The sequence below is a fragment of the Flavobacterium tibetense genome, from assembly GCF_003293845.1.
Taxonomy (GTDB): Bacteria; Bacteroidota; Bacteroidia; order Flavobacteriales; family Flavobacteriaceae; genus Flavobacterium; species Flavobacterium tibetense.
Map to the genome: position 1 here is coordinate 172,771 of NZ_QLST01000005.1, position 12,268 is coordinate 185,038.

The 12,268-nt window shown below is 35.0% G+C and carries 14 protein-coding genes; 4 read left to right on the forward strand and 10 right to left on the reverse strand.

The window, feature by feature from the left end; all coding sequences use genetic code 11:
* Position 1 precedes the first annotated feature (1 nt).
* The 4 genes from DPN68_RS05720 to DPN68_RS05735 are packed head-to-tail and all read right to left on the reverse strand — an operon-like array spanning position 2 to position 2,262.
* Positions 2-976 (reverse strand): L-threonylcarbamoyladenylate synthase, encoded by a 975-nt coding sequence (locus DPN68_RS05720; protein ID WP_113988684.1) that lies wholly within the window; start codon positions 974-976, stop codon positions 2-4.
* A 3-nt stretch (positions 977-979) separates the two neighbouring features.
* A complete protein-coding gene (locus DPN68_RS05725; protein WP_113988685.1) occupies positions 980-1,825 on the reverse strand; it encodes a DUF6671 family protein in 846 nt (281 codons plus the stop codon).
* Entirely contained in the window at positions 1,803-2,099 is a 297-nt protein-coding gene (locus DPN68_RS05730) for a hypothetical protein (protein ID WP_113988686.1), read from the reverse strand. Before DPN68_RS05730 ends, DPN68_RS05725 begins: the two co-directional genes overlap by 23 nt.
* Positions 2,077-2,262, reverse strand: a complete 186-nt coding sequence (locus DPN68_RS05735; RefSeq protein ID WP_113988687.1) for a hypothetical protein — start codon at positions 2,260-2,262, stop codon at positions 2,077-2,079. The genes DPN68_RS05730 and DPN68_RS05735 overlap by 23 nt, the downstream gene beginning before the upstream one ends.
* A gap of 93 nt (positions 2,263-2,355) precedes the next feature.
* Between DPN68_RS05735 and DPN68_RS05740 the strand changes: the two genes are divergently transcribed.
* On the forward strand, positions 2,356-3,264 hold the full coding sequence (locus DPN68_RS05740) for a LysR family transcriptional regulator (RefSeq protein WP_113988688.1): 909 nt from the start codon (positions 2,356-2,358) through the stop codon (positions 3,262-3,264).
* 14 nt (positions 3,265-3,278) lie between these two features.
* Here DPN68_RS05740 and DPN68_RS05745 read toward each other — a convergent pair whose 3' ends face one another.
* The 6 genes from DPN68_RS05745 to DPN68_RS05770 form a co-directional block, all read right to left on the reverse strand.
* Positions 3,279-3,692 carry a hypothetical protein gene (locus DPN68_RS05745; RefSeq protein ID WP_113988706.1) on the reverse strand — a complete coding sequence of 138 codons (414 nt, stop codon included), beginning with the start codon at positions 3,690-3,692 and terminating at the stop codon, positions 3,279-3,281.
* Positions 3,693-3,800: 108 nt separating this feature from the next.
* The gene (locus DPN68_RS05750; RefSeq protein WP_113988689.1) at positions 3,801-4,265 is read right to left on the reverse strand and encodes a hypothetical protein; all 465 of its coding nucleotides are present in this window, start codon (positions 4,263-4,265) and stop codon (positions 3,801-3,803) included.
* 4 nt (positions 4,266-4,269) lie between these two features.
* A complete protein-coding gene (locus DPN68_RS05755; RefSeq protein ID WP_113988707.1) occupies positions 4,270-4,956 on the reverse strand; it encodes a DUF6048 family protein in 687 nt (228 codons plus the stop codon).
* A complete protein-coding gene (locus tag DPN68_RS05760) occupies positions 4,928-5,452 on the reverse strand; it encodes a DUF6452 family protein (RefSeq protein ID WP_113988690.1) in 525 nt (174 codons plus the stop codon). Before DPN68_RS05760 ends, DPN68_RS05755 begins: the two co-directional genes overlap by 29 nt.
* A gap of 75 nt (positions 5,453-5,527) precedes the next feature.
* Positions 5,528-6,940, reverse strand: coding sequence for a 23S rRNA (uracil(1939)-C(5))-methyltransferase RlmD (gene rlmD, locus DPN68_RS05765; protein WP_113988691.1), 1,413 nt, complete (start codon positions 6,938-6,940; stop codon positions 5,528-5,530).
* Between the two features lie 63 nt (positions 6,941-7,003).
* Positions 7,004-8,434 carry an SLC13 family permease gene (locus DPN68_RS05770; protein WP_113988692.1) on the reverse strand — a complete coding sequence of 477 codons (1,431 nt, stop codon included), beginning with the start codon at positions 8,432-8,434 and terminating at the stop codon, positions 7,004-7,006.
* Between the two features lie 90 nt (positions 8,435-8,524).
* On the opposite strand from DPN68_RS05770, the gene DPN68_RS05775 reads away from it, so the two are divergent.
* From DPN68_RS05775 to ltrA, 3 genes are all read left to right on the forward strand, one after another.
* Complete coding sequence (locus DPN68_RS05775) at positions 8,525-9,064, forward strand: DUF1697 domain-containing protein (RefSeq protein WP_113988693.1); 540 nt, start codon at positions 8,525-8,527, stop codon at positions 9,062-9,064.
* Positions 9,065-9,359: 295 nt separating this feature from the next.
* Positions 9,360-10,640, forward strand: a complete 1,281-nt coding sequence (gene rocD, locus DPN68_RS05780; protein ID WP_113988694.1) for an ornithine--oxo-acid transaminase — start codon at positions 9,360-9,362, stop codon at positions 10,638-10,640.
* 790 nt (positions 10,641-11,430) lie between these two features.
* Positions 11,431-12,268, forward strand: an 838-nt coding sequence (gene ltrA, locus DPN68_RS05790; RefSeq protein ID WP_113988696.1) for a group II intron reverse transcriptase/maturase, incomplete at its 3' end; no start/stop codon positions are given.

Below are 12,268 nucleotides of genomic sequence, written 5' to 3' on the forward strand. Positions count from 1 at the left end.
ATTACAATTTTAAGTGTGTTGTTGTTTTGTGTGTGGCGTGTTCTAGTCGGTCGTTGATGGTGCAACCCAATCCGTAATCCGGAAAACGTTCGGCTATGATGATGTCTAAATTTAAGCTGTCGAGTTCGTGCATGGCAGCATATAAATTAGTGGCAGCGGTTTCAAAATCTCCGTTTGCAGCCAATACAATTTGGTGAGTTACTTCAAAATCAGAAATAGGTTGATTGAAAAGTAGTACACCAATTTTCTTATCGCCATACCATTCAATATCTTCCAAGATGGTCCTTGATAGAATGAAATCGGTTTTTGGTGCGTAGTGTTTGAACAACATTCCTGGTGCTTTTGGATTGCTTTCCGATTTGTTGAAAACCGTTACTTTTCCAGTAATTTTTTCAATAGCTTCCAATGGAACAGCACCGTAGCGATACAATTGGACTTTGTCTTTTTCAAATCCAATGATAGTCGATTCTACTCCAGCTTCGCAAGAACCGCCATCTAAAACCAATGAAATTTGGTCACCAAAATAATTTTCCACATGAATGGCTTTCGTTGGACTAATACTTCCAAACGGATTGGCACTTGGCGCTACCAATGGAAAATCGAGATTTGCTAGTAATTCTAAAGCCATTGGATGTTTTGGAACTCGAACGGCTACCGTAGGTTTCCCAGCGGTTATGGTATCCGAAATATGTGGTTGTTTCGGTAAAATTAAGGTTAATGAACCCGGCCAAAATGCTTTAGCTAATTCCCAAGCCAAATCTGGAATATCGGTGGCAACTAGCGGTAAATCATCCAAACTTTTAATGTGAACAATCAACGGATTGAAACTCGGTCTTTTTTTGGTAGTAAAAATGCTTTGAATCGCTTCTTCACTAAACGCATTTCCTGCCAATCCGTAAACGGTTTCAGTGGGTAAACCAATGATTTTGTCTTGGTTTAAATGATAAACGGCTTCTTTAATATTGGTACTAATCATAAATTACGGATTACAATAATCACAATACATTGGGTCTTCTTTTTCTATTCCGTTTGGAAATTTTTGTTCTTCTTGGTGATGGCATTTTTGGCATTCCAAAACATATTTCAAAGTGGATTTTGTGGGTAAATTGCATAGCGAACAACGCAAACCTTTCACGGCTTCAGTTACTGTAAATCCTGGCGTTTCGCAAATGGAGCAACACGATTTCATTTTCTCTACCAAATTTTCTGTGGCTTTAGCAATCACTTGCATTCGTGTTGGGTTGTGCAAAGCGCGCATATCGGTTTCGATGTAACAACTTCCAAATTCTTTTTTGATGTATTGGAATTCATATTCCAAATCTTCCCAATTTGTTACGCCTTTTTTTTGGTAACTGAAATCCTTTTTTGCTGGTCGTACCATAACGGCGTGACTTGGAAATTGTATTTTATTTACAAACGCTTCCAATTCAGCTTCTGTTGTTATGATGGCTTCGTCAAAATTGGTTTCCAAACTCAATTCTCTACCAATGATTTCCAAGTTGTTTTTCTTATCGAGAAGCATCACCAGTTCGTCATCAGCAGCTGCAAAAAAGACCGATGGATGATTTCCAAAGGAACCTTCGCTGGCTATAGCTAAATCAAAACCTTCTACTTCCATTGCTAATTGGCATTTTTTTCTTAAAGTGGTTACTGCGTCGTCTTTTCGACTAATTTCTCCACTAAACGTTCCTAGTAAATCGGTGTCAAATTGGGTAGAAAGAACCGATTCAAGTCCAAATATTTCCAATAATGGCGCTATTACTTGCTCTTTTTTGTGTTTGCTTACAATAAGAATTTTCCGATTAGCGAACAGTTTGTAATTCATTTTCGTATGCGATTTCAATCACTGATTTAATGACTAAATTTTTATTTTCTGCTTGAGCGTCTTTTAGTAATTGATTTAAATAATTCACAGCTTTGGTTAGGTTTTCAATATTTTCCACAGCCGTTTTATCGTCTTCACCAAAGCGAATTTGTGAACTAAAATTTTTTACTTTATTGAAATTGATGTTTTTGTGGTACAAGTCCAAAAGCATTTCTTTGGCTTCACTTGGCGAGTAATTGCCTTCGATTAAACTAATTTTTTTTGTTGTTTCCATTAGAAATAAAGATTTGATTAGATAGAATTCGTAGTATAAATAGTGAGAAGAAAATGAATAGTCCAATTAAGAGTTCTTTTTCAATTGTTCCTTCGGTTAGGTAAACAATTCCAATCATTAGTAAATCTACTAAGGTAATTATGAGTAAAACTACTTTGTTCATTTGTAGTATTGTTTTTATTTTACGGAACAAAATTGTATATAATTTTTCATATATTTTTATTTATCTTTGCAATGATATTTATAAAATAAATTTATGAACTATACTTTGAATCAACTTAGAATCTTCCTTAAAGTGGTGCAAACCAAGAGTGTAACCAAAGCTTCTGAGGAATTGCATTTGACACAGCCAGCAGTTTCTATTCAGTTAAAAAATTTTCAAGATCAATTTGAAATTCCATTAACAGAAGTAGTTGGTAGAAAGATTTATGTTACTGAATTTGGTAAGGAAGTGGCTCATGCAGCAGAAGCTATTTTGAATCAGGTAAGTGCTATCAACCATAAATCATTGGCATATAAAGGACAATTGTATGGAAAACTAAAGATTTCGGTGGTTTCAACAGGAAAATATGTTTTGCCTTATTTTTTGTCGGGTTTTATGAAAACGCATGATGGCATTGAATTGGAAATGGATGTAACCAATAAAAACAAAGTTCTTGAAAGTTTAGAGCTAAACGAAGTGGATTTTGCATTGGTTTCCATTTTGCCTGAACATTTAAAAATTGAGCAAATTGATTTGATGCCGAATCGTTTGTTTTTGGTTGGAAATAATGAAGTTAGTTTCAATAAGAAAACTTCCACTGAAGAAATTTTTAAGCAATTGCCCTTGATTTTCAGAGAAAAAGGCTCAGGAACACGACAAGCCATGGAGCGTTTTATTAATCAAAATGCCATTATTGTTCCTAAAAAAATGGAGTTGACTTCAAACGAAGCAGTTAAGCAGGCTATTCTGGCTGGTTTGGGTTGTTCGATAATGCCAATCATTGGAATTAGAAAAGAAATTTTATCCAATGAATTACAAATTATTCCAACGAAAGGTTTACCAATCGAAACCACATGGAGTTTGATCTGGTTAAAAGGCAAAAATCATAGTCCGGTTGCAGCAGCGTTTTTGGATTATTTGGCTAAAGAAAAAGAGCAAATTATTCAGAAGAATTTTGAGTAGGGAAATGAAAAATATTATTTCTTTCTATTCGCTAATTTTCCACCAAAATAAGCCATTGGAAGATACCCAACACCTAAATCTAAAGCGGTAAACCATGTTGGTGACGGCAACATAAAAACACTAGCAATTCCGCCCAAAAGAAAAAAGAAACCAATAGCAAAAGCAAATTTCATTTTATGCGTTGCAGCAATTAAACTTGCAATAAAAGCACCAACCAATGTTCCCAAAGCATGCGCTAAAAACGGAAAAATAAAATGTTTGGTTTCAAATAAAGGCATGGCAGCTTTTAAACCTTCGGTTGTGGTAACATCTGCGCCTTCTGGAGGTGGAATTACGGAACCACTAACGGTAATCAAACTCATATTAACCACACTGCCAATTACAATTCCAGCGATTACAGCTAAAATATTTCTTAAAATAGGATTCATAGTTTGTTTAGTTTTTTGGTTTGTAAAAGAATTCAATAATAATTTTATTCAAAAAAAATGGAAGGATAATTATAAAAGTAATAAAAAAATGAATTTTTTTTCAGATTTTTATGATATTAAAAATATTAAGTTACCAATTAAAAGTATTTGGAAAATCAAAACTAAAGATGAAATTTTTATCTTGCTGTAAAAAGAAAGTACCATAATGATAATAACCAATATTGGTAATATTAAACCAGAAAAAAGTCTCAATGAATACACCTCTTTTTTGTTAGATTCTATTTTGCTGTAACTGTTTATTTCAGCAAAAATTTTCGAGACTGTGTAATTAATTTTTTCTCCTATTTCAATTTTTTTTGCAAAATCTTCTGTGACATTGAAACTGTGTTTATCAGTATTCACACGATATGAGAGATGAGAATTTTTAGCAGCATTATAATAGCGTTGGTGTTCTTTTTTAATATGATTTACTTCTTCAATAAACATTTCTCCTGTGTAAAGGAAATCTGTCAAAATAATAATAGCAACAAGAATTGAAAGTAAATTAATTCCTTTTTGAATAGCAAATCTCATTATATTATTTTTTCTTATAAATCGGTATAAAATAACTCAACGTATAATTGAATCCAGCTCCAAATTTACCATCATACGTTCGGTTGAAACCTGGAATGTATAAGTTGGCAAAACCTTCAGGTTCTTTATTGGAAATCAAATAATTCAATCGCACGGAAAATCCCATGTATAAATTGTTGAATAATTCGGCTTTAACGCCGCCCACAATTTCTACCCAACTCGCCGTTTGTCCACTGAATTTTTCTCCTGGAGCAACAATGGTTTGTCCATAATAATTGCCGTTGTTTTCGTAGATTTTATAACTATTTACTTGGTGGTCAAATGAACTGAATCCAACGCGCATACCAGCATAAATCATGTTTTCCATGTCGAGCCAGTTTTCAAAGGCATTGTAATCAAAACCAACTTTAAAATACGAACCTTGCGTAGTGAAGTTCAAACGGTCATCGTCAACCGTTTTTTCTTCGTTTCCTAACTCTCCAGCGATGTAGAATTTTTTGGTTAAGCGGTAATCTCCCACAATTTCTAAACCTCTGTAATCTTTATCGTAAAAAGATTTAGACAAACGATGTAAATCCACACCAACACGCAATCCATAGCGCTGTGGAAATTTTTGAATTATATCTTGTGCGTTTCCAACTATTGAAAACAAAACAACAAGACTAAAAGTAAATTTTAATATGTGTTTCATTTTCATTTATGATATTAGGTTGTTCGATAGTTAAACTAGAAATCCAAGTTCCTGTAAAATCGGTTGGTAAAACATTCGTTAAATTAAAAATAGTTTTATAGCCACAAGCTCTTGATATAAAAACGTTACTTCTTTCGTAGTTAAAAACTAAAGAAACAGTGGTTTCTGCTGTGCTGCCAGCATTAAGAATAAACTCAAAATCAGATAAATCTTGAAATGTTTTTAAAGGTATTCTAATCTTGTTATCATTTGAAAGAAATCTATTCAAATTAGTTTCGTCAAGATTGGGATTAAAAACAACAGCATTAGTTGTTCCCAGTTCGTTTACTCTAAAATTGGTCACGTTTTTTGGAGTTTCGGGATCAGCAGCGTCAAAAAACTCAATGATAACTCTTGGCGTAACTGGAGTTCCTTCGGCGCAAATATCATCTTTTTCACAATTCCAAAAGGAAACTGCTAAAAGTAAGGATAGTGTTATAAAAGCTATTTTCTTCATAATTTATCTTTTTTTGTCAAACTGAGCTTGTCGAAGTCATTCCGTAACATTTCGACAGGCTCAATGTGACAAGTATTATCTTTTTTCCAATAAAACCACGTTTTCCACATGATGCGTTTGTGGAAACATATCTACTGGTCGCACTCTCGTTACTTGATACATTTCGTCCATTAAAGCTAAATCTCTAGCTTGTGTTGCTGAATTACAGCTCACATAAACTACTTTTTCTGGTGCAATTTTCAAAATTTGTGCTACTACATCTTTGTGCATGCCATCTCTTGGTGGATCGGTGATGATTACATCAGGATGACCGTGCGTGGCTATGAATTCATCGTTAAATACATTTTTCATGTCACCAACAAAAAACTCACAATTGGTAATATTATTGCGTTCGGCATTGGCTTTTGCATCTAAAATCGCATCGGGAACGGCTTCTACACCAATTACTTTTTTCGCTTTTTTCGAAACGAATTGGGCAATTGTTCCTGTTCCAGTATATAAATCATAAACCAATTCTTCGCCAGTTAATCCAGCGAAATCTCTAGTGATTTTGTATAATTCGTACGCTTGATCCGAATTAGTTTGGTAGAAAGATTTCGCATTGATACTAAAATGCAAACCTTCCATTTCTTCCAAAATATAAGCGCGACCTTTAAACAATTTGATGTCTTGGTCGTACAGCGTATCATTCGCTTTGTTGTTGATTACATATAAAAGTGACGTAATTTCAGGGAAACGTTCTGAAATGAAGTTCAATAGTAATTCACGATTGGCTTTGTCATTTTCGAAAAATTGTACCAAAACCATAATTTCACCCGTTGAAGCGGTACGAATCATTAACGTTCGCAACAAACCTTCATGATTTCTAGCGTTGAAGAATGTTAGTCCGTTTTCGTTAGCAAAACGTTTGATTTCGTTACGAATTTCGTTAGAGGGATCTTGCTGTAAATGACATTTTTCGATGTCTAAAATCTTGTCCCACATTCTTGGAATATGAAAACCAAGTGCATTTTTATTATCAAATTCTGTTCCCGATTGAATTTCGGCATCGGTCATCCAACGTGCATTTGAGAAACCGAATTCCATTTTATTTCTGTAGAAAAATTGCTTTTCTGAACCCAAAATAGGCTCAAATTCAGGTAACTCAATTTTTCCAATGCGTTTTAAGTTGTTATAAACTTCCTGATTTTTGTAGAACAATTGTTGGCTGTATTGCATATTTTGCCATTTGCAACCACCACAAGCGCCGAAATGTTCGCAAACGACATCGGTTCTATGTTCAGAAAATTCATGAATTTTTATGGCTTTTCCTTCGTAGTAGGCTTTTCTTTTTTTCATGGTTTGTACATCCACCACATCGCCTGGCACTACATTTGGTAAGAAAATTACTTTTCCGTCTGGTGCTTTTGCAACCGACACGCCTTTTGCACCTGCATCAAGGACTTTTACGTTTTCGAATACGATTTTTTCTGTTCTCTTTTTTCCCATTTAATAAAATTCTTGCTGTAAAAATAGCTTTTTACTTTGCAAAAGTAAGATAAAAATCCTGTTTTAAAACAAAAACAACAGCAGTAATGTCCAAAGGATAATAACAATTGGCCCAACCAATCCAATAAAAATTCCGCCTAATCTGAAATCAGCTTGTTTTAACATTCCTGTGCTAAATGCTATAGCGTTTGGTGGTGTAGAAACAGGAAGCAATAAAGCGCATGAGGCACACAAACCAATAACAATTGGGAATACTTCTGGTTCAAATTCGGGAGTTAAAGCTAAAAGTGAAATGGCTATTGGAATTAAAATAGTTGTGGCAGCTGTATTGCTCATAAAATTAGAAAACAAGGTGCTTGCCATTGCAAAAATGAGCAACAATAAATAAGCATTCACTTCAAAATTACTGATTTTTGAAACAAAATATTCTGCTATTCCTTGTTCTTGAATGGCTAAACCTAATGCTAAACCACCGGCAACTAGCATTAAAGTATCCCAAGGTAAGGCTCTAACATCATCAGCATCAATAATTCCAAGCATTGTTAAAGCTACAATTGGAATTCCTGAAACTGCTGCAACAGGAATTTTTGTCCATTGGGAAGTAAGCCAAAGCAATAAAGTTGTTGCTAAAACTAAGGTAACAATACGTTTTTTTATGCGTTCTTCTGTGGCAAATTCGGAAACTTCTTCCGTTGTATTTAGAAAGTCTAAGGATAAAATTTCGCCTTTGATTTTGTATTTTTTTATTAGTATTTTCCAAAACAAATAGGTTAGGAGTAAGGCAACTGGAACTCCAATAATCATCCATTCGAAGAAACTTATTTTAATATTGATGGTTTCTAAAGCACCAACCGCAATGGCATTGGGAGCCGAACCAATAATAGTTCCCATGCCACCAATAGCAGCAGCAGACGGAATTCCCAAAAGTAAAACTTTACTAATAGGACTTTCTTTACCAATAGATACTAGTAAAGGAGTTACAGTAGCAATCATCATAGCAGTTGTGGCCGTATTACTCATCAACATAGATAAAACTGCCGTAATCATCATTAAACCTAAAACAATATTTTGTGCTTGATTTCCAAATTTTGGCGCTGCCAATTGTAGTAATTGAAAATCCATTTTGGTTTTCTTCATGCCTTCTGCTAAGAAAAATCCGCCTAGAAAGAGCCAAATCACACCATCTGACCATGTTTGAACGTAGCGTTTGGCGTCCATTGTGTTTTCATTTCCAACGGTAAAAACTAAAAAGCCAACAATAAGAATCCCAACAGCAAAAGGCGGAATTGCTTCTGTAATCCAAAGTCCAACCGCAAAAAACAAGAGAAATAAAACATAATCTTGCGTGTTCGTAAAATTACTATCTCTTAGAAAAAAAGTTAACAGAATAGCAGTTATTGCCGAAGCTAAAAATAGAATAGTTCTACTTTGTCGTGCCACACGAAGTTGTATTCGAGAAAGTTGTTTGAGCGAATAATTCCTAGAATCAGACATGGATACTTTTTCAACAAATATAAGTTTTTTCGTAATTTAAGCCTAATCCGTTGGAATAAAAAGTAACTTTGTAACCACTAAAAGGAATTTATGAAAACACATTTAGCACTTTTGAGAGGCATCAACGTTTCCGGACACAACATGATCAAGATGGACGTTTTAAAAACCGTTTTAGAGAATGCAGGATTTCAGAATGTACGAACGTATATTCAATCTGGAAATGTTTTTGTAGATTCAGAAGAGACTAATGGTGCAAGTGTTGGATTTACAATTAAGCAAGAAATTTTTAAGGCTTTAGGATTAGAAGTTCCTGTTGTTGTTATTGGTAAAGAAGATTTGGAAGCTTGTTTTCAGAAGAATCCTTATACTAAAGAAAAAGATTGCGATACCAAGAAATTATACGTTGCTTTTCTTTCCAAAGAATTGCAAGGAAGCGCCATCAATGATTTGAAAATTAGTCAGTTTAAACCTGATGAAGCGGTTATAGATTCCAATAAAATTTTCATCAAATATGCCGTTGGTGCAGGAAAAACAAGATTAGACCAAAAATATATAGAAAAGAAATTGAATCTAATTGCTACTATCCGAAATTGGAATACAGTTTCGACTTTGTTGGAAATGTTTGGGTAGTTTTTTTGAGAAGATAGAAGATAGAAATTAGAAATTAGAGGTTAGATTTGATTCATTACTTATTTTTCAAATTTGTCTTTCCGAGTTTACGAGGAATCTCCTACGAGGTAGGCAAATATTTGAGCGAAGCGAAATACATTTGTACTTGAATTTGATTTTTGTACTTAAACTTGAATTTGAACTTAAGACTCTTTGATTTTGAACTTGCTTTTGATTTTTGTACTTTTGACAACTATTTGGTTGATTTCTCACCATAAAGAAGGAATTGCGATGTAACAATCAATAAAAATATTTTATGTCAGTTTTAGAAAAAATGAGTTCAGCAGAGGCCATTGCGTTAGAAGACAAATATGGTGCACACAATTACCATCCACTACCAGTAGTTTTGAATAGAGGAGAAGGTGTTTATGTTTGGGATGTAGAAGGTAAAAAATACTACGATTTTCTTTCGGCTTATTCGGCGGTTAATCAAGGACATTGTCATCCGAAAATTGTTGGTGCAATGGTAGAACAAGCGCAAACCTTAACTTTAACTTCAAGAGCATTCTATAACGATAAATTAGGCGTTTACGAAAAATACGTTACGGAGTATTTCGGTTTTGATAAAGTATTACCAATGAATACAGGTGCTGAAGCAGTGGAAACCGCTTTAAAAATTTGCAGAAAATGGGCTTACGAGAAGAAAGGAATTAATGAAAATGAAGCACAAATCATCGTTTGTGATGGCAATTTCCACGGAAGAACGACTACAATTATTTCTTTTTCGAATGATGAAAATGCAAGAAAAAACTTCGGACCTTATACAGCAGGATTTATTAGCATTCCTTATGATGATATTGATGCTTTAGAAAAAGCGGTGAATTCTTCAAAAAATATTGCAGGATTTTTGGTTGAACCTATTCAAGGTGAAGCTGGAGTGTATACGCCTTCAGAAGATTTTATCAAGAAAGCAAAAGCCATTTGTGAAGCAAATAACGTTTTATTTATCGCTGACGAAGTACAAACGGGAATTGCAAGAACGGGTTCGTTATTAGCGGTTTGTGGTAATTGTTCTTGTGAAAACAAATGTGAAAAACAAGCGACTTATACCCAACCAGATATTTTAATTTTAGGAAAAGCGTTGTCTGGTGGTGCTTATCCAGTTTCGGCTGTTTTGGCAAATGATGCTATAATGAATGTAATTAAACCAGGTCAACATGGTTCAACTTTTGGAGGAAATCCAGTTGCGGCAGCTGTGGCTATGGCGGCTTTAGATGTGGTTTCTGATGAAAATTTAGCTCAAAATGCTAGAAAATTAGGTAATATCTTCAGAGAAGAAATCGGAAACTATATTAAAACTTCTACTATTGCTACTTTAGTAAGAGGAAAAGGTTTGCTAAATGCCATTGTAATTAACGACACAGAAGAAAGTGAAACTGCTTGGAATATTTGTATGCGTTTGGCAGAAAAAGGATTGTTAGCTAAACCTACTCACGGAAACATTATTCGTTTTGCGCCACCATTAGTAATGACTGAAGCACAATTGAAAGATTGTATTGCTATTATCATTGGGACATTGAAAGAATTTGAAAAATAGTTTGAAAGTATAAAAGCAAAAATCCCGAGTTAGTAGCTCGGGATTTTTTGTTTATACTCTAAAAATGGCGAGTAGCCATAAACAGCTTTTTAGTTTAAATTTTAACGGTTTGCGGGTTTAAGAAGTTGGCGATTTCGGAGCACAAAACTGTCAACCTGCACAAAAGTTTGATTGAAAAACGGAACTTGATTTAACCACTGCACCGCCAATTTCTTAAACCCGCTGTGTGTGCCCTGCATATGCAGGACACACCCCGAAAGCTTTTCAAATAGTTCAAAAATACAAATTTTGACTACAAAAACTAATTTTCGGGGTGTTATTTTTCCAGAGGGTGTGAGTCCCTTAACCGCGAGAGTAACGTCTCGAAGGTTTAGTACGTGACAAGGTGGTTTACCGCGAGGTATGCACTGAAGGAAGTCAAACGGCAAAAGTCTGTACTGACGAACAGAAAGTACATAAGAGGCATAGCAGTAAGGATGAGTATCCACAGCAATACGAAGTCCAAAACAGTGTTCTGAACATGCTACTAAATCAGATTACTGTCATGTAGATGTACCAGGAATAGACGGAAGGAAAAAGCGGTTACTAGGGGAGGTCTCTTAGATTACGAGTTAATCACAAAGAGAAGTCAGCAGAGGTCATAGTACTTGAAAGCAACGAGGTGTGAATAGATACCGCACAGGTCTCACAAACAAGGAAGGACTGAACGCAAAGAGGTTTTCAATAAGTAATGGAATCTTGCCTAGGTAGATAGCCCTACTTAACGAAAACAGGTTAAAACAAAACTAAGATGATTGAAAAAGTAGTACATCCATACAACTTTCAAAAAGCATTGGAACACGTCATTGCCAATAAAGGTAGTGCAGGTGTTGATGGCGTTTCTATCAAAGAACTCCGCAAGGTATTCCCAGAAAAGAAAGACCAGTTAATTATGGAAATAAAACAAGGAAATTATCAAATTCAACCCATTTTAGGAATAGAAATTCCCAAAGGCAACGGAAAAACCCGATTATTGGGAGTTCCCACAACAAGCGAACGAGTGTTGCAACAAGCGGTTTCACAAAGCATCGCACCTTTATTTGAACCCGAATTCAAACCCAGCAGTTTTGGATTTAGACCTAACAAAAATGCCCGACAAGCCGTTGGACAAGCACGGGACTACATCCATTCAGGACTGAACCACATTGTGGATATTGACTTGAAAAATTTCTTTGATGAAGTTGACCATTGTTTACTTCTGAATTTGTTGTTTCAAAAAGTGAAATGCAAAACCACAATGCAACTCATTCGCAAATGGCTTCGAGCACCGATTAAAATCAACGGAAAGCTACGAAAACGAAGAAAAGGCGTTCCGCAAGGTTCTCCTTTAAGCCCACTATTGTCTAACATCTTACTCCATCAATTGGATAAAGAAATGACCCGAAGAGGACATAAATTCGTTCGTTACGCTGATGATTTTAGTATCTACTGCAAGAGCCATAATCAAGCGAAAGCTACGAGCGTAGTGATTGAAAAGTTCCTTAAGAACAAGCTCAAACTAACCATCAACGAGGAAAAGAGTGGGATTAGAAAACCCTCTAACTTTACGTTACTTGGCTTTGGATTTGTGCCCGTTTACAATAAAGGAA

Coding starts and splice junctions, on each gene's coding strand:
- DPN68_RS05720 (WP_113988684.1), bottom strand. CDS start 976: ATGATTAGTACCAATATTAAAGAAGCCGTTTATCATTTAAACCAAGAC.
- DPN68_RS05725 (WP_113988685.1), bottom strand. CDS start 1,825: ATGAATTACAAACTGTTCGCTAATCGGAAAATTCTTATTGTAAGCAAA.
- DPN68_RS05730 (WP_113988686.1), bottom strand. CDS start 2,099: ATGGAAACAACAAAAAAAATTAGTTTAATCGAAGGCAATTACTCGCCA.
- DPN68_RS05735 (WP_113988687.1), bottom strand. CDS start 2,262: ATGAACAAAGTAGTTTTACTCATAATTACCTTAGTAGATTTACTAATG.
- DPN68_RS05740 (WP_113988688.1), top strand. CDS start 2,356: ATGAACTATACTTTGAATCAACTTAGAATCTTCCTTAAAGTGGTGCAA.
- DPN68_RS05745 (WP_113988706.1), bottom strand. CDS start 3,692: ATGAATCCTATTTTAAGAAATATTTTAGCTGTAATCGCTGGAATTGTA.
- DPN68_RS05750 (WP_113988689.1), bottom strand. CDS start 4,265: ATGAGATTTGCTATTCAAAAAGGAATTAATTTACTTTCAATTCTTGTT.
- DPN68_RS05755 (WP_113988707.1), bottom strand. CDS start 4,956: ATGAAACACATATTAAAATTTACTTTTAGTCTTGTTGTTTTGTTTTCA.
- DPN68_RS05760 (WP_113988690.1), bottom strand. CDS start 5,452: ATGAAGAAAATAGCTTTTATAACACTATCCTTACTTTTAGCAGTTTCC.
- rlmD (WP_113988691.1), bottom strand. CDS start 6,940: ATGGGAAAAAAGAGAACAGAAAAAATCGTATTCGAAAACGTAAAAGTC.
- DPN68_RS05770 (WP_113988692.1), bottom strand. CDS start 8,434: ATGTCTGATTCTAGGAATTATTCGCTCAAACAACTTTCTCGAATACAA.
- DPN68_RS05775 (WP_113988693.1), top strand. CDS start 8,525: ATGAAAACACATTTAGCACTTTTGAGAGGCATCAACGTTTCCGGACAC.
- rocD (WP_113988694.1), top strand. CDS start 9,360: ATGTCAGTTTTAGAAAAAATGAGTTCAGCAGAGGCCATTGCGTTAGAA.